Annotated in this window: 20 protein-coding genes; 8 read left to right on the top strand and 12 right to left on the bottom strand. The window is 63.6% G+C overall.

The annotated features are described in order from the left end of the window. Positions 1-352 precede the first annotated feature (352 nt). Entirely contained in the window at positions 353-820 is a 468-nt protein-coding gene (locus AB1A62_RS12410; protein WP_366661787.1) for a hypothetical protein, read from the bottom strand. 113 nt (positions 821-933) lie between these two features. On the opposite strand from AB1A62_RS12410, the gene trkA reads away from it, so the two are divergent. The 4 genes from trkA to hflX all read left to right on the top strand — a co-directional run bounded on the left by trkA (position 934) and on the right by hflX (position 5478). Further along, the gene (trkA, locus tag AB1A62_RS12415) at positions 934-2310 is read left to right on the top strand and encodes a Trk system potassium transporter TrkA (protein ID WP_366661788.1); all 1377 of its coding nucleotides are present in this window, start codon (positions 934-936) and stop codon (positions 2308-2310) included. Between the two features lies 1 nt (position 2311). After that, positions 2312-3847 carry a potassium transporter TrkG gene (locus AB1A62_RS12420; RefSeq protein ID WP_366661789.1) on the top strand — a complete coding sequence of 512 codons (1536 nt, stop codon included), beginning with the start codon at positions 2312-2314 and terminating at the stop codon, positions 3845-3847. Between the two features lie 120 nt (positions 3848-3967). Beyond that, on the top strand, positions 3968-4207 hold the full coding sequence (gene hfq / locus AB1A62_RS12425; RefSeq protein WP_005611588.1) for an RNA chaperone Hfq: 240 nt from the start codon (positions 3968-3970) through the stop codon (positions 4205-4207). Beyond that, positions 4207-5478 (top strand): GTPase HflX, encoded by a 1272-nt coding sequence (gene hflX / locus AB1A62_RS12430; RefSeq protein WP_366661790.1) that lies wholly within the window; start codon positions 4207-4209, stop codon positions 5476-5478. The genes hfq and hflX overlap by 1 nt, the downstream gene beginning before the upstream one ends. Positions 5479-5539: 61 nt before the next feature. On the opposite strand, the gene AB1A62_RS12435 is transcribed toward hflX, so the two are convergent. Then, positions 5540-8017 carry a penicillin acylase family protein gene (locus AB1A62_RS12435; RefSeq protein WP_366661791.1) on the bottom strand — a complete coding sequence of 826 codons (2478 nt, stop codon included), beginning with the start codon at positions 8015-8017 and terminating at the stop codon, positions 5540-5542. Between AB1A62_RS12435 and AB1A62_RS12440 the strand changes: the two genes are divergently transcribed. Then, on the top strand, positions 8009-9010 hold the full coding sequence (locus AB1A62_RS12440; RefSeq protein ID WP_366661792.1) for an NAD(P)-dependent oxidoreductase: 1002 nt from the start codon (positions 8009-8011) through the stop codon (positions 9008-9010). The two genes, AB1A62_RS12435 and AB1A62_RS12440, sit on opposite strands and share 9 nt — an antisense overlap. Positions 9011-9102: 92 nt before the next feature. Here AB1A62_RS12440 and AB1A62_RS12445 read toward each other — a convergent pair whose 3' ends face one another. Both AB1A62_RS12445 and hemB read right to left on the bottom strand, forming a co-directional pair. Continuing rightward, positions 9103-9678: a YSC84-related protein gene (locus AB1A62_RS12445; RefSeq protein WP_366661793.1), complete on the bottom strand. Its 576-nt coding sequence runs from the start codon at positions 9676-9678 to the stop codon at positions 9103-9105. Between the two features lie 149 nt (positions 9679-9827). Next, positions 9828-10826 carry a porphobilinogen synthase gene (hemB, locus tag AB1A62_RS12450; protein WP_366661794.1) on the bottom strand — a complete coding sequence of 333 codons (999 nt, stop codon included), beginning with the start codon at positions 10824-10826 and terminating at the stop codon, positions 9828-9830. Positions 10827-11008: 182 nt separating this feature from the next. Here hemB and AB1A62_RS12455 point away from each other — a divergent pair, with 182 nt between their 5' ends. Both AB1A62_RS12455 and mfd read left to right on the top strand, forming a co-directional pair. After that, on the top strand, positions 11009-11530 hold the full coding sequence (locus AB1A62_RS12455) for a component of SufBCD complex (RefSeq protein ID WP_366661795.1): 522 nt from the start codon (positions 11009-11011) through the stop codon (positions 11528-11530). A 42-nt stretch (positions 11531-11572) separates the two neighbouring features. Next, entirely contained in the window at positions 11573-15028 is a 3456-nt protein-coding gene (gene mfd, locus AB1A62_RS12460) for a transcription-repair coupling factor (RefSeq protein ID WP_366661796.1), read from the top strand. 55 nt (positions 15029-15083) lie between these two features. Here mfd and AB1A62_RS12465 read toward each other — a convergent pair whose 3' ends face one another. From AB1A62_RS12465 to AB1A62_RS12480, 4 genes are all read right to left on the bottom strand, one after another. Continuing rightward, on the bottom strand, positions 15084-16757 hold the full coding sequence (locus tag AB1A62_RS12465) for a tetratricopeptide repeat protein (protein WP_366661797.1): 1674 nt from the start codon (positions 16755-16757) through the stop codon (positions 15084-15086). A 59-nt stretch (positions 16758-16816) separates the two neighbouring features. Continuing rightward, a complete protein-coding gene (locus tag AB1A62_RS12470; protein ID WP_366661798.1) occupies positions 16817-18040 on the bottom strand; it encodes a multidrug effflux MFS transporter in 1224 nt (407 codons plus the stop codon). A gap of 151 nt (positions 18041-18191) precedes the next feature. Further along, positions 18192-18857 (bottom strand): DsbA family oxidoreductase, encoded by a 666-nt coding sequence (locus tag AB1A62_RS12475; RefSeq protein WP_366661799.1) that lies wholly within the window; start codon positions 18855-18857, stop codon positions 18192-18194. Beyond that, positions 18854-20359, bottom strand: coding sequence for a class I adenylate-forming enzyme family protein (locus AB1A62_RS12480; protein ID WP_366661800.1), 1506 nt, complete (start codon positions 20357-20359; stop codon positions 18854-18856). Before AB1A62_RS12480 ends, AB1A62_RS12475 begins: the two co-directional genes overlap by 4 nt. Positions 20360-20423: 64 nt before the next feature. Between AB1A62_RS12480 and AB1A62_RS12485 the strand changes: the two genes are divergently transcribed. Beyond that, positions 20424-21047, top strand: coding sequence for an XRE family transcriptional regulator (locus tag AB1A62_RS12485; protein ID WP_366661801.1), 624 nt, complete (start codon positions 20424-20426; stop codon positions 21045-21047). A gap of 25 nt (positions 21048-21072) precedes the next feature. Here the strand turns inward: AB1A62_RS12485 and AB1A62_RS12490 are convergent, their stop codons facing one another. The 4 genes from AB1A62_RS12490 to AB1A62_RS12505 all read right to left on the bottom strand — a co-directional run bounded on the left by AB1A62_RS12490 (position 21073) and on the right by AB1A62_RS12505 (position 23418). Next, on the bottom strand, positions 21073-21303 hold the full coding sequence (locus AB1A62_RS12490; RefSeq protein WP_222502496.1) for a hypothetical protein: 231 nt from the start codon (positions 21301-21303) through the stop codon (positions 21073-21075). Positions 21304-21433: 130 nt separating this feature from the next. Continuing rightward, positions 21434-22090, bottom strand: a complete 657-nt coding sequence (locus tag AB1A62_RS12495) for an MIP/aquaporin family protein (RefSeq protein WP_366661802.1) — start codon at positions 22088-22090, stop codon at positions 21434-21436. After that, positions 22087-22563: an arsenate reductase ArsC gene (locus tag AB1A62_RS12500; RefSeq protein WP_366661803.1), complete on the bottom strand. Its 477-nt coding sequence runs from the start codon at positions 22561-22563 to the stop codon at positions 22087-22089. Before AB1A62_RS12500 ends, AB1A62_RS12495 begins: the two co-directional genes overlap by 4 nt. 21 nt (positions 22564-22584) lie before the next feature. After that, positions 22585-23418 (bottom strand): helix-turn-helix domain-containing protein, encoded by an 834-nt coding sequence (locus AB1A62_RS12505; RefSeq protein ID WP_366661804.1) that lies wholly within the window; start codon positions 23416-23418, stop codon positions 22585-22587. Between the last annotated feature and the right edge of the window lie 57 nt (positions 23419-23475).

Here is a 23475-nt window from a genome sequence, read left to right on the forward strand (position 1 = left end):
CGGGCCGCCGCCCCTGCTCCCGCGACTTACAGCGCACCCGCCACGCGGCCTGCATCGACGGCCACGCCAGCCCAGGCCCCGGCTCCGGCGGCCCCAACCGTTGAACCTATTGGCCCGCCGGGCGGCCGGTGCAGCGCTCGGCGGCGGCGCGATCGGGGCCGTTGGTTCACAGGCTGCGGTAACGGCTGCCACGGGCAGCGCGGCGAACAGGAAATGAATCCGCATCGGGTACCTTTCTCTTTTGAGAATACTGGTCAAAAAACAATCGGGTTCAGCTTACTTGAACTTAGACCGCAAATCAAAAGTGTCCCGCCGTAAAACGGCTGTTCACAGCTGCGGGGAGGCCGGGCGCTCAGCCGCCGGTGCGGATGATGACGCTGCCATCCCGGTTGCGCTGTGCGCAGGACGCCTCGGTCAGCGGTGCCAGGCGCGGGCCGGCGGGGGCCGCCGCGCTGCGCTGGGTGCAGCGCTTCAGTGCGATCTGCTGATACCCTTTGGAGGCCATGCAGGATTTCTCCAGCCGACGGCGCAAGGGCTTGTTCACATCGACCGTGTAGATACCGCCATCCACCCAATAACCGGGCCGGTAATAGCAGTTGCCGCCGTGGCAGACCTGGCGGCCCGGGTAGTAGACAGGCGGGTGCTGGCGGATTTCATTGGCAACGGGGGCATCCTTCAGCGCCTGGGTAGCGCAGGTCAGCTCATCGCTTTGCAGACGCGATACCTCAGCCCCCTGCTTGTAGTAGACCGGCAGCGGTCCGCAGGCCGCTGCGAGTGCCAGCAATGCCGCGCCCGCGGGGATCGTCACACTCTGTCGCATGGAGCAAGAATGGCCGCAAACTGAGGAAGTTACAATTAATTTGACCGTGAAAGCGGCATCTGTCATTCACATCACGCAGAACTCTGCCCGAAACTCCGCCAAGGGACATGTAAATGAAGGTCATTATCTGCGGCGCGGGCCAGGTCGGCTGGCAGATCGCCCGGCACCTGTCCGGTGAGCACAATGATGTCACGGTGGTCGACAACAATCCGGACCTGGTGCGGCGCGCAACGGATACTTTGGACGTGCAGGGCATTCACGGCTTTGCCTCCTACCCGGACGTTCTGGAGCGGGCCGGAGCGCAGGATGCCGACATGATCATTGCCGCCACCCACTCGGACGAGGTCAACATGGTGACCTGCCAGGTGGCGCATTCGGTGTTCAAGATCCAGCGTAAGATCGCCCGGCTGCGGGCAAAGAGCTATCTGACCGCGATCTATTCTGACCTTTACCAGCGCGAGCATCTGCCGATCGACGTGGTGATCAGCCCTGAACGCGAAGTGGCCGCGGCGGCGATGCAGCGGCTTTCGGCACCGGCTGCCTTTGACACCGAAACCTTCATGGGCGGTAAGGCGCAGCTCCTGGGCATCCAGATCGATGCCGAATGCCCGGTGGTGAATACGCCGCTGCGCCAGCTGACCGATCTGTTCTCCACCCTGCGCGCGATTGTGGTAGGGGTCCGCCGCGACGGTACCCTGTTTGCGCCGGAGCCGGGCGACCAGCTGTTCGTGGGCGACAGTTGCTATGTGTTTTCCCACGTGGATGACGTGCCCCGCACCATCGAGGTCTTCGGCAAGAAGGAAAAACGCCAGGACCGGGTGGTTGTGGTCGGCGGCGGCAACGTGGGGCTGGAAGTGGCGAAGGCGCTGGAGAGCAGCACCGCAAGAATCCGCGCCAAGGTGATCGAGCGGGACCGCAGATGCGCTGAACGCGCCGCCGAGGAACTGGAGCGCACCATCGTGCTGAACGGCGACGGTCTGGACCGGTCGCTGATGATCGAGGCAGGCATCGACAAGGCGGATGCGCTGCTGGCGGTGACCGATGACGACAAGGTCAACATGCTGGCCGCGGTGCGGGCCAAGGCCGAGGGCTGCCCGCTGGCGATCGCGCTGATCAACGACCCGACCCTGGTGCCGCTGCTGCCGCACCTTGGGATCGACGCCTATATCAACCCGCGCTCCACCACCGTCAGCTCGATCCTGCGCCACATCCGCTATGGCCGGGTGCGGCAAGTCTATTCGCTGGGCGATGCCGAGGCCGAGATGATCGAGGCGGAAGTGCTGTCGACCTCGCCGATCGCCGGACAGATGATCCGCGAGACCGACTTTCCCGAAGGCGTTCTGGTCGGCGGCATCCTGAAAAACGGCGAGATGCTGCGCCCGTCGGGCGAGACCCGGATCGAAGAGGGCGACGTGATCGCGCTGTTTGCTATGGCCGATGACGTGCCCGAGGTGGAGCGGCTCCTGCAGGTGTCGATCGACTACTTCTAGTATGCGCCGCGTGGTCCAAGCCCCCATCGGCGTCTTGCGCCTGCCGCTGTTCCTGCTGATCTGGGGAATCGCCTCGCTGGCGATGTGGCTGCCGGCCGTGCACGCGCTGGTGCTGGACGATCATCATACATCGCAGAGCTTCTTCTACGCCGGCCTGGCGGGGCTGATCCTGGTGGTGCTGATTGCCCTGTCGATGGGCAACCGGGTGCCGCGCTACGGGATGCCGGGGCAGCTGCTGTCGCTGCTGGCCACCTTCACGGTGCTGCCGCTGTTCCTGGCGGTGCCGGTGCAGGAGGCGCTGATCAGCACCCGCTATGTGAATGCCTATTTCGACATGGTCAGCGCCATCACCACCACCGGCGCCGATATCTGGGCTGATCCGGGCCGCCTGCCGCCCAGCGTGCATCTGTGGCGGGCGATGGTTGGCTGGATGGGCGGGCTGTTGATGTGGGTGGCCGCCTCGGCGGTGCTGGCGCCGATGTCGCTGGGCGGTTTCGAGGTCACCGCCAAGGGCGAGCCGGGCGGCGGCACTGCGGGGCCGGGCCATATGGAAAAGGCGGATCCGCGGCGCCAGCTGGTGCTGGTCACCCGCACTCTGGCGCCGGTCTATGCCGGGCTGACCATGGTTCTGTGGCTGTTGCTGATGATCACCGGGGAACAGGCGCTGACCGGCCTCAGCCATGCGATGTCGGTGATGGCGACCTCCGGCATTTCCGCCACTGGCGGAGTGGAGAACGCGGCCAGCGGCATCGCCGGCGAGATGGTGATGTTCCTGTTCATGTTCTTCGCCTTGTCGCGGTTGACCTTCTCCAGCGATACGGTGACATCCGGGCAGGGGCGCCTGGACAAGGACCCGGAATTCCGCACCGGGCTGCTGATTGTCTTCGGTGTGCCGCTGCTCTTGTTCCTGCGCCACTGGGTGGCGGCCTATGAGGTGGACGCAGGCGAGGATCTGCTGCAGGCGCTGAGGGCACTTTGGGGGACGGTGTTCACGGTGATGTCCTTCCTGTCCACCACCGGGTTCGAGAGCCTGCATTGGGAAGCGGCCCGCACCTGGTCCGGGCTGGAAACCCCGGGCATGATCCTGCTCGGGCTGGCGGTGTTCGGCGGTGGCGTGGCCACTACGGCGGGCGGGGTCAAGCTGCTGCGGGTTTATGCGCTCTACCTCAACGGGCTGCGCGAAATGGAGCGGCTGGTGCACCCGAGTTCAGTGAGCGGCGAAGGCGACCGGACCAAGCGTCTGCAGAAGAACGGCGCCTTTGTCGCCTGGATTTTCTTCATGCTGTTTGCCCTGTCGCTGGCGCTGGTCAGCACCGCGCTGGCCGCTGTCGGATCCAGCTTCGAACAGTCGCTGGTGCTGGCAATCGCGGCGCTGTCCACCACCGGTCCTCTGACCGAAAGCGCCAGCAGCGCGCCGATTGTGCTGAACCTGCTGACCGACCCGGCCAAGCTGATCCTGTGCATTGCGATGGTGCTGGGACGGCTGGAGACGCTGGCCTTCATTGCGCTGCTGTCCCCGAACCTCTGGCGCAGCTGATTGCCGCGGAAGTGAAAAGTGTTTTTCGGCTGGAAACTTATTTTTTCTTTGTCCATACTGAATTTTAACGTGCGTGCTGGTCCGCAGCGCGCAGCAAGAACAAAGGCGAGATAATAAAAAATGGCTTCGGACAGACAGAATCTTCAGGATGCCTTCCTGAATCACGTTCGCAAAACCAAGGTTCCGGTTACAATCTTTCTGATCAACGGGGTCAAGCTGCAGGGTGTGATCACCTGGTTCGATAACTTCTGCGTGCTGCTGCGCCGCGACGGACAGTCGCAGCTGGTTTACAAACACGCGATTTCGACCATCATGCCGGCCCAGCCGATCAGTCTCTATGAGGGTGAAGACTCCAATTGATGGAGCATGACAGGAAGCAGACCCGCGCCTGGGTCCTGCATCCGGAAATCAAATCAGACAGCGGGCGCCGCGAGGCTGCTCCCGCGCTGGAAGAGGCCGTTGCGCTGGCAGCGGCCTTGCCCGATCTTGACGTGATTGGATCAAATGTGGTGCGCCTGCCCAAGGCTCACCCGGGGATGCTGTTCGGCTCCGGCAAGATCGAAGAGCTGGCAGGCATCCTGAAGGCGAATGACATTGAACTGGTCCTGATCGACGGGCCGGTTTCCCCCGTGCAGCAGCGCAATCTGGAGAAGGCCTGGAAGGTCAAGATCCTCGACCGGACCGGGCTGATCCTGGAGATCTTCTCGGACCGTGCGGCGACGCGTGAAGGCGTGCTGCAGGTCGAGATGGCAGCGCTCAGCTACCAGCGGACGCGGCTCGTGCGGGCCTGGACCCACCTGGAGCGCCAGCGCGGCGGCCTGGGATTTGTCGGCGGACCCGGTGAAACCCAGATCGAGGCTGACCGGCGTGCCATCGACGACCAGCTGGTGCGGCTGCGCCGGCAGCTGGACAAGGTGGTGAAAACCCGGACTCTGCACCGCGCCTCGCGCGCCAAGGTGCCGTATCCGATCGTGGCGCTGGTGGGTTACACCAACGCCGGCAAGTCGACGCTGTTCAACCGGCTCACCGGCGCTGAGGTGATGGCCAAGGACATGCTCTTTGCCACCCTGGACCCGACCATGCGGCGGGTGCAGATCCCCGACGGGCCGGAGGTGATCCTGTCCGACACGGTGGGCTTCATCTCGGACCTGCCGACGGAACTGGTTGCCGCCTTCCGCGCCACGCTGGAAGAGGTGCTGGCGGCGGATGTGATCCTGCATGTGCGCGACATCAGCCATGATGAAAGCGAGCAGCAGGCAGAAGATGTGGAGGCGATCCTGACGTCGCTGGGCGTGGACGAAAACCGCGCTCGGATCGAGGTGTGGAACAAGCTGGACCAGCTGCCGGAGGACGAAGCCGAGGCTCGGCGTCAGCGTGCTGCGCGCGAGGAAGGCATCCATGCGATCTCCGCCCTGACCGGCGAGGGGCTGGACGGCCTGCTAGCCGACATTGCTGAGAAATTGCAGGGGGTGCGGCACGAGGAACTGCTGCAGCTTACCTTTGCGCAAGGCAAGCAGCGCGCCTGGCTGTTCAAGGAAGATCTGGTGCAGCGCGAGGAGCAGACCGAGACCGGGTTTGACATTACCGTGCTGTGGACCGACCGGCAGAAGGCCAAGTTCGAGAGGCTGTGAAGCCTGCACCATTCAGAAAGAAAAACGGGCGCCGCAGCGCCCGTTTTTTATTGCCCCGTTCTTATTGGCGGGGGGTGATCCTGGTTATGCCGACAGCTGCGGCGCGAGCCAGTTCTTCGTCCAGTGACATCGGGATGTATTCTCCCCGGCGCCACAGCTGGGCCATGTCGTCATAGTAGCGCGACAGCGGGTGGCCGGACTGCCCGGTGGCGGTAATGAAGACGGAGCTGTCCGGGTCGGCAAAATCATAAACCCCGCGGTAGCCGGCCGCGTGAATGTTCTGGTAGGGATCCGGGTCCTTGCCGGAGCTTTTGCCGCGCTGCAGGGTGTTGTCGCCGCCGCTGGTGGACTGGCGGATATTCACGAAATAGCGCAAGAGCGGCACATCGCCCAGAACCGGATGGTCCTGCACGGCCTGGTGGGCGTCGCCCCAGCGGAGAGATTCCAGCGCGTCCCCGTAGCGTTCTTCGATCCAGATCAGCGCATCATCCAGCGCCAGCCGGGCCATGTCGGTGCAGGTTTCCTCCGGCGCGCTCTGGCGAACGTCGCACCAGGCGGCTGCACCTTCGACATTGCGGAAGACACGCTCAATGAACAGCGGTTCCACATGGCGGAAGGACTTGGCGACCGGGCCCAGCTCATCGGTGATCAGCCGGGACTGCAGGGCGCGCAGCCAGGCGGCATAGATCAGCGGCTCCGGCAGATGCTCGTTCATCTCGCCGTTCCACTCCGACAGCAGGGTGAGGGCAATCTGGCGCTGGCGCTCGCGGGTACCTGCAGGGGCGGCCTCACCGGTGAACCACAGGTTCGCCCCGATCAGCGGCAGCAGGGTGCGGGCGGTGTAGGAAACCGTGTCCAGCTGCGCCTCGATGAAGCTGTCGCGGGTATGGACTTCGCGGTTCTGCATCAGCTTCTCCCAACGGTGGATGCGCTGGGTGTCGCCCCAGTCAAAGGAGACGTGCCGGGGGAAAGGTCGGTCGAGGATCTTGTTGTTGGTGTTGCCCAGGATGCCGCCAGCCGGGCTGACGAACTCGGGGTTTTCCGTATAGGGCGCGCGGCCCTGCCAGAGGTTTTCCGGGCGCCAGCCCTGGCTGGGCATCCGGCCTTTGCTTTGATGCGCCGCGTCGCGCAGCGGAAACGCTCCGACGGTCTTGAGCGCGACGGTGTCCTTGTCCGCCAGCGTCAGGTTCTGCGCCGGGGCAACAAAATCTTCGCCCGCGCTGATCGCCTCCTGTACCGAAGCGCTGCGCATCAGGCCGATGGCGGCGCTCATCGAGGTGTCCTTGGGGCTGAGCACGGTCCAGCCTAGCGAGACCACATGGCCGGGCGGGGTGATTTCAGCCAGGTTGAACATGGAGCCGGGCAGCACCGGGCCGTTCTCGGTCCAGCGCAGGGTCAGGGTGACGGGGGCCTCGTCCTTGATCTTGATGATCGAGGGGCGCGTGATGAATTTCTTGTAGCCGTCGACGCTCAGGTATTCCTGCGGATTTTCCGGGTTGAGCTTCTCGATGAACAGGTCCTGGTCGTCCATGTAGGAGGAGGTGACCCCCCATCCCAACGCGTCGGAGCGTCCGGTGATCACCGCCGGGATGCCGGGAATGGTGCCGCCGATCACCCCGCCGGAGCCCAGTTCCAGCCGGGCGAGATACCAGACGCCCGGGGCGCTGAGGCCGAGGTGCGGATCGTTCGCCAGCAGCGTTCCGCCTGCCGCCGAGCGGCTGGGCGCGGCGGCCCAGGCGTTGGAGGCACCAGCGAGACCGCGCGGGGCCACCGGGAACAGAAGACTATCATCCCCTGAGGGCTGCGACGCCGCAAATTGCCGGGCGCCCGGTACCAATTCGGCGTATTCGGGCAGGGCGGTCACGCCTTTGCCGGGGGCATCCGGCAGGATGTCCCGGATACGGTCCGCATCATTCAGCGCCAGCGAGGTGCGGGCGCGCAGGATCTCTTCCCGCATGTGGCCCGAAAGCTGCAGCGCCATCAGCTTCATGATCGCGATACTGTCGGCGGGCTGCCAAGGGGCTAGCGGCATCTGAAACAGGAACATTTCCGGCGCGCCGCGGCCAAGCGCGTCTTCGTTGATTTCCAGCAGTCGGGCGTTCACCCCGTCGGCATAGGACTTGAGCGCGGCCAGCGCCTCAGGCGATTGCACCTCCACCGATTGCCGCGCCAGATTGTAGAGGTCGAGGCGGCGCAGGTAGGTATCGGTCTCCACCGTGCGGGTGCCGAAGATTTCCGACAGGCGTCCCTGTGCCGTGCGCCGCATCACTGCCATTTGCCACAGACGGTCCTGCGCGTGGGCATAGCCGAGGCCGAAATAAACGTCCTCGTCGCTGGCGCCGAAGCTGCCGAAGATATGCGGAACATTGGCGTTGTCGCGCACGATCTCCACAGGCGAGGAGAGGCCGGGCAGGGCCAGGTCCTTTTCGTATTCGGGCAGCGACTGCGAGGCGAGGTAATAGACCAGTGCGGCGGCCAGGACGCTCAGCAGAATCAGGCCCGCAGCAAGGCGCAGCAGCCAGCGGAAAAGATGTCCCATCAGCGGTTGTTTTCCCTTGGGTTTTTGTCATTTCCAGCCGCATGGCAGATTGCGCCCCGCGGCGGCGGTGTTAGGGTTGGCGCCAACATATGCGAAGACAGATCAGGGGAAAAGCAGATGGCAAAAATCGCGTTTCTGGGGCTTGGCGTCATGGGCTATCCGATGGCGGGGCACCTGCAGGCCGCGGGCTATGAGGTCACCGTCTACAACCGCACCGAGGCCAAGGCCAAGGCCTGGGCCAAGGAGCATGGCGGCCACTTTGCGGCGACCCCGCGGGCAGCGGCCTCGGGCGCGGAGTTCGTGATGGCCTGTGTCGGCAATGACGACGATCTGCGCTCGGTCTGCCTGGGCGCGGACGGGGCGTTTGCCGGTATGGCCAAGGGTACGGTGTTTACCGATCACACCACGGTGTCGGCCAAGGTCACGCGGGAGCTTTTTGGCGCCGCGGCGGAGCAGGGGATTGCCTTTGTCGATGCGCCGATTTCAGGCGGCCAGGCAGGGGCGGAGAATGGCGTGCTGTCCGTCATGTGCGGCGGTGACGAAGACGCCTATGCCCGTGCGGAGCCGGTGATTGATGCCTATGCCCGCATCTGCCGCCGCATCGGAGAGAGCGGCGCAGGTCAGATGACCAAGATGTGCAACCAGATCGCCATTGCGGGCCTTGTGCAAGGCCTCAGCGAGGCGCTGCATTTTGCCGAGAAAGCCGGCCTCGACGGGCGTGCGGTGGTTGAGGTGATCAGCCAGGGCGCCGCAGGCAGCTGGCAGATGGCCAACCGCTATGAGACCATGCTGGACGATCATTTCGAGCACGGTTTTGCAGTGGACTGGATGCGCAAGGATCTGGGCATCTGCCTGGATGCCGCGGATGAGACTGGTGCAAGCCTGCCGGTGACGGCGCTGGTGGACCAGTTCTACAAGGAGGTGCAGAAGATGGGCGGCGGGCGCTGGGACACCTCGTCACTGTTCAAGCGGCTGCGCAAGCTGGACGGCTGACATGAAAATGGCCTTTCCGGATGGAAAGGCCATGCCTCCAGCGGGGATATTTCAAGCCAGAAGAAAAGGCGGGTTCTGCCGCCTGTTTCCGCTTAAGGAATGATGCGGGTGTATTTTGTGCCTTCCAGGGTGGCACCCACACGCAGGCCTGCCTGGGCAAAGACCACGGCCAGCACCGGCGAGGTCAGCGTATTGGTATCGGCCCGCAAAGACTCGCCTTCGTTCATGATGACAAACTCGGCATCGGCGCCAGCCGCCCAGCCCTGCGAGCGGCGGAATCCGGACAGCGCGTCCTGGGTCATGAAAAACAGCACGTGGGCATATTGCTGGGCGCCGATCTGAATGCCGGCATTGCCCTTGTAGGTGGCGTAGTAGTCGACGGTCACGTCATTGATCCGCAGCGCACCGCGGCCGTAGGCGCCGCCAAAGACAAAGCCCGCCTCAGTCACCAGTGGCATCACCAGCATGCCGGAAGCTTTGTCCGCCAGGGTGCGGGTATTCGGGTACTGGTTGTACATGTGGTTCAGCGTGGCATCGACACGGGCGTCGATGGTGGCTGCGTTTGTGTTGCCGACGCCATTGCCGCAGGCGGCAGTGACGCCTGCGCCGGCCAAAGCGGTCAGGGCAAAACCGCGGCGGGTCATGCGGGTAGAGGAAATCTCGCTCATTTTTCAGGTGCCTGTAATGAATTGCTCCAAGGCCGGTTTGGTCCGGCTCTGGCCAGGGTTATACGCGGAAAACCGCTGCCTGTCATCCGCGGCAACGCAGATATTGGCGGCTTCCCGCTGAAGTGATCATCACGGCCTGGCTTGGCGGCTCAGCCGTTCAGCAGACGCGCCGCGGCGGGAGCGAAGTAAGTGAGGATGCCGTTGCAGCCCGCGCGTTTGAATGCCATCAGGCTTTCCATCATCACCTTTTCGCCATCCACCCAGCCGTTTTGCGCCGCGGCCTGGATCATCGCGTATTCACCGGAGACCTGATAGGCGTAGGTCGGCACGCCAAAGGCCGATTTCACCCGCTGGCAGATGTCCAGATAGGCGATGCCCGGCTTCACCATGACCATGTCGGCGCCTTCCTGCAGGTCGCGCTCGATCAGCCGCAGCGCCTCGTCGCTGTTGGCCGGGTCCATCTGATAGGTCTTCTTGTCGCCCTTCAGCGCGCCGGAGGCGCCGACCGCATCGCGGAACGGCCCATAGTAGGCTGAGGCGTATTTGGCCGAGTAGGAGAGGATCGCCACATTGTGGTGGCCCGCCTGTTCCAGGGCAGTGCGCATGGCTCCGATGCGGCCGTCCATCATGTCGGAAGGGCCGATGATGTCGGCGCCGGCATCGGCCTGGGCCAGGGTCATCTTGACGAGTGCTTCGACGGTGGCGTCATTGACGATCTCGCCATCCACCACATAGCCGTCGTGACCGTTGATGTTATAGGGGTCCAGCGCCACGTCGGTCATCACCGCGATATCCGGTGCTGCATCCTTGATGGCGCGGATCGCCCGGTTTGTCAGGTTGTCCGGGTTCCATGCCTCGGCGCAATCCTCGGTCTTGAGCGAGGCATCGGTGTAGGGGAACAGGCATATCGCGGGAATCCCCAGCACCTGGGCCTCAACCGCGGCTTCGGCAATCCTGTCCACCGAGCGGCGCATCACGCCGGGCATCGAGGCTACCGGCTCCTCCTGGCCTTCGCCGTCACGGACAAACACAGGCCAGATGAAATCGGACGGGCTCAGGGTGTTTTCCTGCACCAGATTGCGGATCGCCTGGCTGGCACGGGTGCGGCGCAGGCGGGCGGCGGGAAAGGGCGCGACGGTAGGCTTCATGGCGGTCTCTCGTTTTGGCTGGCCCATGGGTGGCATGGAAGCCGCCCCGGGAACAAGAGGCACATTCGCCGCGCCGGGAAACTTGTGCGCCCTGCGGGCTTGCCTGCGGGCGCTTCCCGGTTGATATAGGGCCGGTTACAAGAAAAGGCCCCAAGGGCCGGCAGCGGCAGACGGGGGCTGGAGTGGACCTGCTTGAAATTATCTATGAGATGATTGACCTGCGGTCGTTCTCAAACCTGTGGTACTGGATTTCGCTTGCGGTAATGTGGTCCTCGGCCAGCCATTGGATACTGGGTGTTCCATATGACATGGTTTACCGGGCGCGCCGCCGCGGCGGCCAGGCAGAGCGGGACCTGGAGGATATCACCCGGGTCAACGTGAACCGTATGCTGTACATCGCTGAAGTTTCAGGGCCGTGGATTGTGGCCCTTGCCTGTTTTGTCCTCTCGGCGCTGGCCACTTTGGGGTTTGTCTACCTGATGGAAATTGCCCAGGCCGTATTCCTGCTGGCCTTTCCGATGTCGGTCGTGGGACTGATCAGTTTTTTCACTGCCCGCCGGATCGCCCGGGAACAGGCCGCAGGCGAGGACCTGCGCAGGCGGCTGGCGTTTTGCCGACTGTACATTCAGTTTGTCGGAACGGTCTCCATTCTGGTCACGGCGTTCTGGGGGATGTACCAGAACCTGGCAATCGGAGCCCTGTAAGAACCGGGCCACCCCCGGAGGAAGTCCCGGAAAGGAAACCGCATGGCACAGCGTGCAATCACCATGGGCGGCGCGCCCGAAGGGTTTGACGCCCGGCTGATCCTGAAGGAAGTGCAGAAATCCGGCGCGCCGGTGCTGCATGTGGCGCGTGATGACAAGCGGATGGAGGCGATGCGCGCCGCATTGGCTTTCTTTGCGCCCGATATGCCGGTGTTTGTGTTTCCGGGCTGGGATTGCCTGCCGTATGACCGGGTGTCGCCGAATGCGGACATTTCCGCAGCGCGGATGGCGACCCTGGCGGCGCTGGTGCATCAGATGCCCAGTCAGTTTGTGCTGCTGACCACGCTCAACGCCGCGAGCCAGCGGGTGCCCGCGCGGGAAGTTCTGCGCGAGGCGGCCTTTACCGCCCGGGTTGATCAGCGTGTGGATGAAGATGCACTGCGCAACTTCCTGGTGCGGATGGGGTTTTTCCAAAGCCCGACGGTGATGGAACCGGGCGATTATGCCATTCGCGGCGGCATCATCGACATCTTCCCTCCCGGCGAAAGCGGCCCGGTGCGTCTGGACCTTTTCGGGGATGTGCTGGATGGCGCCCGCCGCTTTGACCCCGCCACCCAGCGCACCACCGAGAAGCTGGAGGTGGTGGAACTGGCGCCGGTTTCCGAGGTGATCCTGGACGAGGCGGCAATCACCCGGTTCCGCCAGAACTACCGGATCGAATTTGGCGCCGCCGGAACCGATGATCCGCTTTATGAGGCCGTCAGTGCGGGCCGCAAGCATCAGGGGATCGAACACTGGCTGCCGTTCTTCCATGAGAAGCTGGAGACGCTTTTCGACTACCTGCCGCAGGCAACGGTCACGCTGGACGATCAGATGACGCCCGCGCGGCTGGCGCGCTGGGACAGCATCGAGGACCAGTACGGCACGCGCAAACATGCGCTGGAGCAGAAGGGGCGGATCGACACCGTCTACAAACCGACGCCGCCGGGCCTGCTGTATCTCGACGATGCGGCCTGGGAGGCGGCGGTTGCGGACATGCGCGTCGTGCAGTTCCATCCTCTGCCGCAGGCCTCCGGCCCTGGCGTGGCGGATGCAGGCGGACGCATAGGGCGCAACTTTGCGCCGGAGAGGCAGCAGGAAAATGTCAGCCTTTTTGGTGCTTTGGCGGCGCATATTAAGTCGCGGATGCCGACGGGGCCGGTGCTCATTGCCTCTTATTCAGAAGGCGCACGGGAGCGTCTGACCGGGCTGATCGAAGATGAGGGGCTAGCGGAAGCTATCCCGGTGATGGACGGTACACGCATCGGCAAAACCGGCCTGCATCTGGCGGTCTGGGCGCTGGAGCACGGTTTTGAGGCGCCGGACATGACGGTGATTTCGGAGCAGGACGTGCTGGGTGACCGGCTGATCCGGGCGCCGAAGAAACGCCGCAAGGCGGAGAACTTCCTGACCGAGACCCAGTCGCTCACGCCCGGCGATCTGGTGGTGCATGTGGACCATGGCATCGGCCGCTACAAGGGGCTGGAAGTGGTCACCGCCGCGGGCGCCGCCCATGAATGCATCCTGCTGGAATACGCCGAACAGGCGAAGCTGTACCTCCCCGTCGAAAACATCGAGCTTTTGTCCAAATACGGCCACGAGGAAGGGCTTCTGGACCGGCTTGGCGGCGGCGCCTGGCAGGCCAAGAAGGCCAAGCTCAAGGAACGCATCCGCGAGATGGCGGACAAGCTGATCCGCATCGCCGCCGAGCGCGCCCTGCGCAAGGCGCCGGTGATGGATCCGCCGCCGCACGCGTGGGAGGAGTTTTCGGCGCGTTTCCCCTATCAGGAGACCGACGACCAGCTGCGCGCCATCGAGGATGTGATGGAGGATCTGCACTCCGGCCAGCCGATGGACCGGCTGATCTGCGGCGACGTGGGGTTTGGAAAAACCGAGGTGGCGATGCGCGCGGCCTTTGTCGCCGCAATGTCGGGCCTGCAGGTGGCGGTGGTTGCGCCAACGACTCTGCTGGCGCGCCAGCATGCCGCGTCTTTTGCCGAACGGTTCCGCGGTTTCCCGTTGCAGGTCAGGCAGTTGTCGCGCTTTGTTAGCACTAAGGAAGCCAGCCAGACCCGCGAAGGGCTGGCCAAGGGCACCGTCGACATCGTGGTCGGCACCCACGCGGTTCTGGCCAAGAACATCAAGTTCCAGAACCTCGGCCTGTTGATCATTGACGAGGAACAGCACTTTGGCGTGGCCCATAAGGAGCGGCTGAAGCAGCTGCGCAGCGACATCCATGTGCTGACCCTGACGGCCACCCCAATCCCGCGGACCTTGCAGCTGTCCCTAACCGGGGTACGCGACCTGTCGATTATCGGCACGCCGCCTGTGGACCGCCTGGCAATCCGCACCTATGTCAGCGAATTCGATACCGTTACGATCCGCGAGGCGCTGCTGCGAGAGCATTACCGCGGCGGGCAGAGCTTCTATGTGGTGCCGCGCATCACCGATCTTCCGGACGTTGAAGAGTTCCTGAAGGCGCAGCTGCCGGAGCTGTCTTATGTGGTGGCGCACGGGCAGATGGCGGCGGGGGAACTCGACGACCGGATGAACGCCTTCTATGACGGCAAATACGATGTGCTGCTGGCCACCACGATTGTCGAAAGCGGGCTGGATATTCCGACCGCCAACACCATGGTGGTGCACCGCGCCGACATGTTCGGCCTGTCGCAACTCTATCAGATCCGGGGCCGCGTCGGGCGCTCCAAGACCCGCGCCTATGCCTATCTCACCACCAAGCCGCGCCAGCGTCTGACACCGGCGGCTGAGAAACGCCTGCGGGTCCTCGGCTCGCTGGATACGCTCGGCGCGGGCTTCACCCTTGCCTCGCAAGACCTTGATATCCGGGGCGCCGGCAACCTTCTGGGCGAGGAGCAGTCCGGCCAGATGCGTGACGTTGGCTATGAGCTCTACCAGTCGATGCTGGAGGAGGCGATTGCCAAGATCAAGGCGGGTGAAATGGAGGGCCTCTCTGACGCCGACGATCAATGGGCACCGCAGATCAACCTCGGCGTGCCGGTGCTGATCCCCGAGGATTACGTGCCGGATCTGGATGTGCGCCTGGGCCTCTACCGCCGCCTGTCCTCGCTCTCGACCAAGGTGGAGCTGGAAGGTTTTGCCGCAGAGCTGATCGACCGCTTCGGCAAGCTGCCCAAGGAAGTGAACACGCTGATGCTGGTGGTGCGCATCAAGGCGATGTGCAAGCGCGCTGGCATCGCCAAGATGGATGGCGGGCCGAAGGGGGCGACGATCCAGTTCCACAACGACAAATTCGCGTCGCCGCAGGGGCTGGTGGAGTTCATCCAAGGACAGAACGGGCTGGCCAAGGTGAAGGACAACAAGATCGTCGTGCGCCGGGACTGGAAGAAGGACGCCGACAAGATCAAGGGCGCCTTCGCCATCGCCCGCGATCTGGCAGAGAAGGTCGTGGCCGAGAAGAAGAAAGCCAAGGCGGGATAAAAGGCGCCAAGGAAATTCGAATTTCCTTGGCAAATTTCTTTCTCAAGAAATTTTCTCAGCTGCAGCAGGGGCTGGGCGCCATCGCCGCCTGGGCGCAGAAACAGGATGCGCCCACGGCCCGGTCAGCCCGCGCCAGCGCCAGGTCCAACTGCTGTTTAATGTGCCTGATTTCAACGCTTTCGCCGCGGGCCTTCAGGCAATCATGCAGCCCCTTCAGGCTCCAGATATTGCCAGGATGCACAGAGGCGCGAGACAAGGTATCGTCCAGCCCAAGGTCCGCGCGATAGACGGCCTCGGCTTCCTCAGCGTGGCCCTGTTCGAACAGCAGCGCCCCCAGCGCGTGGCGGGTGGGCTGCATCCAGCCCCAGGGTTCGTCATAGGGCAGGTTGTCGTCCAGCTCCGCCGAGCGGCGCAAATGGGCAAAGGCCGCGTCATAGTTCTGCTTTCGGTATTCAATCTCGCCGCGCAGCATTTCTGTTGCGATTTCAAGCAGATCAACGACCTTGTTGTTGTGCAGCCGGCGGCTGTCCGGCACCCGGGACTTGGCTGCCAGAAACAACTGCTCCTCCGCGTCAGCCTGTGCCACCCGGCCAGTGGCCGCATAAGCAATGGCGCGGGCGTAATGGGTGTTGGCTGTCAGGGTGCAGTAAAGGTCCTGATCCTCCGGCAGCTCCAGCGCCATCGCCTCCTCCCAGCGCCCGAAGCGGACCAGGATATGCGGGTGCATCGCCAAGTAGCTTTCAAAGAAATCCGCAATGGGCGGGCTTTCGACCAGCAGCATTTCCGGCGGGGTAGTGTCCAGAATCCCCTGATTGGCCGCCAGCGCCGGTTCCAGCTGGCCCAGGAACATCGCGCCGTAGATCACGAAATGGTAATTGTGCTGGCGGTATCCGGTGTAGATGTTGAAGGCGCCTTCGCGCTTATAGAATTTCAGGTCCGCCTCTATCGCCTTCTGGTTCCAGTAGACCACGCTGCGGTAATCACCGCACAGAACGTCGATATGGGTCGGCATATGCACCAGGTGGCCCGCGTCAGGCACCAATGTGCGCAGGGCGTCCGCAGCCTTCAGCGCCTTTTCGGGTGTGGGCGACATTTCCATCAGATGCACGTAGAGGTGCAGCAGCCCCGGGTGCTGCATCGCCGCCGGATCACTGTCCATCGCCCATTCCAGGACCTCCTGCGCTTCCAGCGTGGCCGCACCTTCGGCGGGCTCGCCGGTCTTCAGGTCCCACATTTTCCAGGGCGTCAGGTTCAGCAGGCTCTCTGCATATACCGTGCGCAGGTCCAGGTGATCCGGGCAGGCGGCAAAGGCCGCTCGCATCGCCTCGGCAAAGTCATAGTCCCAGGCGTGCATGTCCTCACCGGGTTCGCGCTGCGGATAGCGGGATTGGATGGCGCGGATCAGCAGTTGTTCGGACTCCGTGCAGCCGCCGATGCAGGCTAGGGCGGACTGCGCCGCGTCATAGGCCTCCGCCAGCGCTTCAGCGCGGCTTTTGGCGTCGCGCAGATCCCAGGGCAGGTTGTAATTCGGACCGGCCGCATAGGCTGCACCCCAATGGGCCATAGCGCAGTCCGGGTCGTGTTCCAGCGCGCGGCGGAAGCAGGCGATGGCTTCCTCGTGGTTGTAGCCGTAGGTCCAGACCAGTCCCCGGTCGAACCAGAGCTGCGCCTCAGGCGAAGCGGTTGTCACCGGGCAGGAATGGCTGCCGAGATCGTAGTCGTAACCCATGAAAAACCTCCCCCGTTTCAGGGGAAGGTTATGCAGGGGGCGTTATCCGGGCAAGGCTGTTATTCAGCGGGAAGCCGCGCCTCAGCCTTGGCCATCTGCAGCATCAGCAGGAACGCGATACAGGCCATGATCAGCAGTCCTGCCGCAAGCGGCACCAGCGAGCCGTCAAACAGCAGCCCGACGGGTGCGGCGACGGCTGCGGCCAGAACGGTTGAGATCGCCCCGATCACAGATGCCGCCATGCCGGCGATATGGCCCATCGGCTCCATCGCCATGGCATTGAGGTTGCCGACGGTGGTGCCGACCATGAAGAAGACGCTGGCCTGCCAGGCCACAAACAGGCCGAACATCCACGGATCCGGCAGGCTCCAGCCGCTGATCAGCAGCATTGTGCCGGTGATCAGGATCTGGGCGGCCAGCGAAACGGTGACGATGCGGCGCATGCCGATCCGGACCACGATAGCGGCATTCAGCAGGCTGGCGGTGCCGGAAATCACTGCGACCAGCCCGAACCAGTAGGGAAAGCTGTCGCCGCGCCCGAAGATGATGTCATAGACCGGCTGCACCATGGTCAGCATGGTGAACAGCATGCCCAGGCAGAGCGTCTGCACCATGATCGACAGCCGCACCGTGGGGTGCGCCATCATCTCCTTGACCGCTGAAATCAGCAATGGCGCGCGAAAGGCACGGCGGTCTTCACGTGCCAGCGTTTCCGGCAGGCGGACGCTGGTCCACAGGACAATGACGGCGGCAAAAAGAGCAAACAACAGGAAGATGGCGCGCCAGCCGGACAGCGCGATGATGCCTGCGCCCATCAACGGGGCAATGGCCGGAACAATCATGAAGATCATCATGGCAATCGACATCAGCCGGGCCATCTCGCGGCCGGAATAGACGTCGCGGACAACGGCAACGCCTACGATGCGCGGACCAGCGGCACCAATTCCCATCAGCACGCGCGAGATCAGCAAAACCTCCAGCGAAGGGGACAGCCAGGCGGTCAGCGCGGCCAGCACATAAAGGGCGCAGCCCGCAGCCACCACAGGCTTGCGGCCAAAGGCATCGGACAGCGGGCCGGTGAAGAAGGTGCCAAGACCCATACCCAGCACAAAGGACGTCAGCACCAGCTGTGCGCGGTTGAGGTTGTCCGGGCTGAGCGTCTGGCCGATTTCCGGCAATGCAGGCAGCATGGCGTCAATTGACAGCGCAATGGTGGCAAACATCATCGCAATCAGAGCGATGAACTCAGCCTTGGCCATGCCATGGTCGGGGGATTGTGACATCTGAAACCTCTAACAGCTCTTCAGATGGATCCGGGGAATGAGGCCGGTCTGGGAGCTGTTCGTTTCCGCTACCACAAACCTGCCAGCCGTGCCAGCGCCCGGCTGCACAGGTTGCTGTGCATAGTTGCGATGCTAAGTAATTCCCGCCCGCCTATTCGGCCTCTGCAGCTTTCAGCTGCTGCATAATGTCTTCGATAACCTGCTTCCACAGTTCCGGTGGCTGGGCGCCGGGCACCGCGTGCTGGTTGGCAACGATGAAGGTCGGGACCGAGTTCACCCCCATCTTGCGGGAATGGGCGTCGCGGTCGCGAATGGCTTGCACATTGCTGTCTCCTTCCAGCAGGCGGGCGGCGACGTCCGCTTCCATGCCTGCCTCTTGCGCAACCTCCGCCAGGACGGCGTGGTCGCCAATATCCCGGGCGTCCACGAAATAGGCTTTGAACAGGGCATCAACGACCTGCGTCTGTTTTCCCTCGACCCCGGCCCAGTGGATCAGCCGGTGGGCGTCCAGCGTGTTGGGGGTGCGCTTCATGGCTTCGAAATTGATCGTCAGCCCGGCCTTTTCGGCGTGTTCCACCACCGGGGCATAGGCCTTCACCGCACCCTCCTTGCCGCCGAATTTGCGCTCCAGGTATTCGCGCCGGTCCATGCCTTCGCGCGGCATGTCGGGGTTCAGCTGGAAGGGGTGCCACTCGATGACGAACGGATGATCCGGCACCTCTGCCAGCGCCTTGTCCAGATGGGTCTTGCCGATATAGCACCAGGGGCAGATCGGGTCGGACAGGATGTCGAGCTTGACGGCGGGCATTTGGGTCATCCTTTGAACAGGGCAGGCAGGGCGCGGCGCAGCAGTTTGCCGTTGGCGCCGGTGGGAAGCGCGTCCAGATGGACGTAAGCGCGGGGCTGCTTGTAGCGGGCCAGGCGTTCGGATGCAAAGGCCTGCAGGTCTTCCGTCTTCAACTCTTCGGGACCGGTATAGAAGGCGGCAATGATATAGGTGTCTTCCTTCACCTCCACCGCAGCGGCGCCTGCCTGGGTGATGCCGGGATGGGTGGCCAAGACGGTCTCAACCTCAATCGGCGACACCCGGTAGCCGCCCGCGTTCATCATGTCGTCGCTGCGTCCCAGGTACCGGATCTGGCCGTCCTCAGACATTGCGCCCTGATCGCCGGTCAGGAACCAGTCGCCCTGATAGCGGGCCGCGGTTTCCTCCGGCGCGTTCAAGTAGCCCAGCATCAGGCCGGGGTCGGAGCGGTGGATGGCGATGGTGCCTTCCCCGCCCATCGGAACCGGGCCGTCGGCACCTAGAATGGCAACCTTCCGGCCTGGCTGCGGCCGGCCCAAGGCGCCGTCCTGCGCAGGGTGCGACGGCGAGGAGGAAATGAAAGTCGAGCACTCGGACATCCCGAAAGCCTCATAGAGGCCGCAGCCAGTCGCAGCCTCCCAAGCTTCGTGAAGGTGGCGGGAAAGCTTTTCACCTGCGCAAAGCCCGTGCCGCAGATCAGGCAGGTCCAGCGTGCCGCCGCGCAGGAATTTGCGGTAAACGCCGGGGGCTGCGGCAAAGATTGTCGCACGGTGCTGGCGCAGCAGGGCGGGCAGATCCTCCGGCGGTGTGCCGGGGGCCGGGATCAGGGCGGTGGCGCCCGCCGCCCAGGGGTCCATCAGCCCGGTGCCGAGGGTATAGGTCCAGTTGAAGGCGCCGGCGTGCAGCAGCCGGTCGTCCTCTGTCAGCCCGTACCAGCCGTCCACCATCATTTGCCGCGCCCAGACCGCGCGGTGGGCATGGGCCACTGCACGCGGATTTCCGCTGGTGCCGGAGGTGTAGACCACATAGGCCAGCCGCCCTGGGTCGCCGAAGGCGTAGTCACACGGAGGAAGCCGGTGCATATCCAGGAGGTCTGCGGCCGTGATCTGCCGGCGGTGACTCGTGCAGGCCACCAGCGGGTCCCGCAGCACCGCAGCCGGATCAAGATCTGCGACTATCCGCGCGGTTTCCGCCTCTGTCAGCTGGGCAGAGGTCGGCACCGGCACCAGACCTGCGGCGATGGCGCCGAGATAGGCGATGGGAAACTCCACCGTGTTTCCCAGCCGCATCAGAACGATGTCGCCGGGCACCAGGCCCGCCTGCAGCAGCCCGGTGCCGGTGCCGCGCACGGCGGCCTCCAGCCGGGCATAGCTCCATTCCTCGCGGCCATCGCCGTCCAGCACCGACAGCGCGGTCTTGTCCGCCAGCCGCGCAGCATGGCGCAGCACATGGGCTGCAAGATTGAAGGGCGAAGGGCAGGGCGCGAACGGCCCCTGATCAAAAACCGACAGCATGGCAAATGGCTAGCCCGCACGGTCCTGCGTTGCAAGGCGCGCGGGTGCGGCTTATAGAGTTCTCATGAAAAGCCGCGACCCGAAATCCCTGATCACCATCGCCCGCGCCAACGGCGGTGACGATCAAGCCGAACCCCTGGACCTGGGCGCCCGCGTGCGCGAGCTGCGCAAGGCGCGGGACTGGACGCTGGAACATGCGGCCAATCAGGCCGGGCTGGCGCGCTCGACCCTGTCCAAGATCGAAAACGGCCAGATGTCACCGACTTACGAGGCGTTGAAGAAGCTGGCCGAAGGCTTGCAGATCTCCATCCCGCAGCTGTTCACGCCGCCGCAGCGGGACCAGGTGAACGGCCGGATGACAATCACGAAATCCGGGGACGGCTCAGCCCATGCCACCGCGACATATGAGCACGAGCTGCTGGCAGATGGCCTCACACGTAAGCAGATGCTGCCTTACCGGGCGCGGGTGCGGGCGCGGTCGATGGACGAATTCGATGGCTGGGTGCGCCACGATGGCGAAGAATTCCTCTATGTGCTGACCGGTGTGGTCAAGCTTTACACGGAGTTCTATGAACCGGTGGAGATGCGCCGCGGCGACAGTGCCTATTACGATGCGGCGATGGGGCACAACGTGATTTCGGTCAGCCCCGAGGATGCGACAATCCTCTGGGTAACGTCGCTGGCCTGAAATATCAGGAAAAGAGCGGGCGGGATCAGTGCGGGCGGCCGTCCAGCTCTCTCAGCAGGCTTTCGATATACAGGAAGTCGTCCACCTCTTCTTTGGCTTCATTCAAGGTGAGGTGATGGGTCCGTGCCAGATAGGCAACAAATCTGTCCCGGTCATCCAGTATCGAAGGCGCGTTGCTGGCTTTCAAATGCGGAAAGCGCTGTTTGATGCGGGGCATCCTGTCAATCCAGCTGGCAGCTGCTGCTTGTACAGGCATGGGGGGCACTCCCTGACAAACGGTTTTATGGTTGATGGACCCTCATCGTAACACTTTTCGTGTCATTTTGTAACTTCCGCCCCAAGGTAGGGGCCTGGGGCGGCGTGCGTGAGCGGATTTTTGCTGGTTGTCAGCGCGGTGCGAACAGTCTTGTCAGCACCAAATGGCCGATGCCAACTGCGATCAGCTGCATCAGAAGGAACATCGGAATGTGTCCCGGATAGATGCCGGCAAAGGTGTCGCTGAAACCGCGGGCAATGGTGACCGCGGGGTTGGCAAAGCTGGTCGAGGAGGTGAACCAATAGGCGCCGGTGATGTAGAGCCCGACCAGGGCTGGCACCGCTTCGGGCCGGGAGCGCAATCCGCCGAAAATCACGAACAAAAGGCCGAAGGTGGCCAGTATTTCGGCGAACCACTGGGCGGTACCGGTGCGGTGCATGGTGGCTGAGCTTTGCAGAATTGCAAGGTCGAACATCACATGGCAGGCCCAGACCCCCAGGATGCCGCCGCCGATCTGCACCAGGACATAGGGCGTAACTGCGCCCCAGGAATGCTCGCCGCGCAGGGCAAAAGCCAGCGTCACCGCCGGGTTGAAGTGGGCGCCGGAAACGGGGCCAAGCGTGGTGATAATGGCATAAAGCATGCAGCCGGTGGCGATTGCATTAGCCAGCAGCGCCAGCGCCACGTTTCCGTCGGCCAGGGTCTCGGCCATGATGCCGGAGCCGACCACGCTGATCAGCAGCATGGCAGTGCCCAGCCCCTCAGCCAGCAGTTTCTGTGCAGTCATGCGATCTCTCCGATCCGCTTGAGCTGCTGGGAGAGTTCGGCGGGAGACATGGTTTCAAACGGCAGCTCCAGCAGCGCCTTGGCGCGTTTTTCCAGCGTGGCATAGGCGGTGCGGAAGGCGGAGTCCCATTCCGGCTGTTCCGCCGCTGCCGGGTCCTCGACCCCCCAATGGGCGCGCACCGGCGCGCCGGGCCAGACCGGACAGGTCTCGCCAGCGGCGGAAGCGCAAACGGTGATGACCATATCCATCTCCGGCGCATCTGCTTCGGCGAATTCATCCCAGCTCTTGGAGCGGGCGCCGGCAGTGTCGTGGCCCAGTTCCTCCAGCAGAACAAGTGACTGCGGATGCACCTTGCCGGTCGGGTTGGAGCCGGCCGAGAAGGCGCGGGTGCGGCCTGCGCCCAGCGTGTTGAAGATCGACTCCAGCAAAATGGAGCGCGCGGAATTGCCCGTGCAAAGGACCAGGATGTTCATGTTGTGTGTCCGTGCTTTCGATTATTCGGATGAGTTCAAGCGGCCGATATCGTCAACCTGGTGCTGAAGCGACATGCGGTCGAGGGTTTCAAAGGGAAGATCCGCGAAGACCTTGATCCGGTTGCGCAGCAGCCCATAGGCCTGCTGGAAGGCGAGGCGGCGTTCGGCGTCAGTGCCCTCAGCCTTGACCGGATCGGCGAGGCCCCAGTGGGCACTCATCGGCTGGCCGGGCCAGGCCGGGCATTCCTCGTTTGCGGCATGGTCGCAGACGGTGAAGATGAAATCCATCTGGTGCGCATCCGGCCTGGAAAATTCATCCAGGTCCTTGGAGCGCAGGCTGCTGGTGTCAAACCCCTTGGCCTGCAGCAGGGCTATCACCTCGGGCCGTGGTCCCGGCGACGGCTCCGTTCCGGCAGAGAAGGCGCGGAACTTGCCGCCGCCCTCTTGGTTCAGAATGGCCTCTGCCAGCAGCGAGCGGGCAGAGTTTCCGGTGCAGATGAACAGGACATTGAACGGGCGGTCTGGCGTTGGCACGGTCATTTCTTCACAGATGAGCGGCGAACAGATATCGGGCCGGTTCTGGCAGCAGCCGGTCAAAAGGCCGTCGAACATGCCGCGCAGGCCTTGCAGGTCCGCGGCATACATCAGCGAGGTGCCGGTGCGCTGCTGGGTGATCAACCCAGCCTGTTTCAGGGCTGACAGATAAGCCGAGGCGGTGTTTGCCTTGTAGTCCAGCGCCTGTGCGATCTCGCCGGCCGGTACCCCATCCGGATAGCGCCGCATCAGCAGCCGGAACAGTGCCAGCCTGTTCGGATGCGCCAAGGCGGCGAGCTTATCGGACAGTTCAATTTCCATATTTCGCGAAATATGGAAATATGGCAAAGCTGTCAACTCTGTTCAGCAGACCTGCAC

This window comes from Leisingera sp. JC11, assembly GCF_040704725.1.
Classification (GTDB): domain Bacteria; phylum Pseudomonadota; class Alphaproteobacteria; order Rhodobacterales; family Rhodobacteraceae; genus Leisingera.

Coding starts and splice junctions, on each gene's coding strand:
- AB1A62_RS12410 (WP_366661787.1), bottom strand. CDS start 820: ATGCGACAGAGTGTGACGATCCCCGCGGGCGCGGCATTGCTGGCACTC.
- trkA (WP_366661788.1), top strand. CDS start 934: ATGAAGGTCATTATCTGCGGCGCGGGCCAGGTCGGCTGGCAGATCGCC.
- AB1A62_RS12420 (WP_366661789.1), top strand. CDS start 2,312: ATGCGCCGCGTGGTCCAAGCCCCCATCGGCGTCTTGCGCCTGCCGCTG.
- hfq (WP_005611588.1), top strand. CDS start 3,968: ATGGCTTCGGACAGACAGAATCTTCAGGATGCCTTCCTGAATCACGTT.
- hflX (WP_366661790.1), top strand. CDS start 4,207: ATGGAGCATGACAGGAAGCAGACCCGCGCCTGGGTCCTGCATCCGGAA.
- AB1A62_RS12440 (WP_366661792.1), top strand. CDS start 8,009: ATGTCCCATCAGCGGTTGTTTTCCCTTGGGTTTTTGTCATTTCCAGCC.
- AB1A62_RS12435 (WP_366661791.1), bottom strand. CDS start 8,017: ATGGGACATCTTTTCCGCTGGCTGCTGCGCCTTGCTGCGGGCCTGATT.
- AB1A62_RS12445 (WP_366661793.1), bottom strand. CDS start 9,678: ATGAGCGAGATTTCCTCTACCCGCATGACCCGCCGCGGTTTTGCCCTG.
- hemB (WP_366661794.1), bottom strand. CDS start 10,826: ATGAAGCCTACCGTCGCGCCCTTTCCCGCCGCCCGCCTGCGCCGCACC.
- mfd (WP_366661796.1), top strand. CDS start 11,573: ATGGCACAGCGTGCAATCACCATGGGCGGCGCGCCCGAAGGGTTTGAC.
- AB1A62_RS12465 (WP_366661797.1), bottom strand. CDS start 16,757: ATGGGTTACGACTACGATCTCGGCAGCCATTCCTGCCCGGTGACAACC.
- AB1A62_RS12470 (WP_366661798.1), bottom strand. CDS start 18,040: ATGTCACAATCCCCCGACCATGGCATGGCCAAGGCTGAGTTCATCGCT.
- AB1A62_RS12475 (WP_366661799.1), bottom strand. CDS start 18,857: ATGACCCAAATGCCCGCCGTCAAGCTCGACATCCTGTCCGACCCGATC.
- AB1A62_RS12480 (WP_366661800.1), bottom strand. CDS start 20,359: ATGCTGTCGGTTTTTGATCAGGGGCCGTTCGCGCCCTGCCCTTCGCCC.
- AB1A62_RS12485 (WP_366661801.1), top strand. CDS start 20,424: ATGAAAAGCCGCGACCCGAAATCCCTGATCACCATCGCCCGCGCCAAC.
- AB1A62_RS12490 (WP_222502496.1), bottom strand. CDS start 21,303: ATGCCTGTACAAGCAGCAGCTGCCAGCTGGATTGACAGGATGCCCCGC.
- AB1A62_RS12495 (WP_366661802.1), bottom strand. CDS start 22,090: ATGACTGCACAGAAACTGCTGGCTGAGGGGCTGGGCACTGCCATGCTG.
- AB1A62_RS12500 (WP_366661803.1), bottom strand. CDS start 22,563: ATGAACATCCTGGTCCTTTGCACGGGCAATTCCGCGCGCTCCATTTTG.
- AB1A62_RS12505 (WP_366661804.1), bottom strand. CDS start 23,418: ATGGAAATTGAACTGTCCGATAAGCTCGCCGCCTTGGCGCATCCGAAC.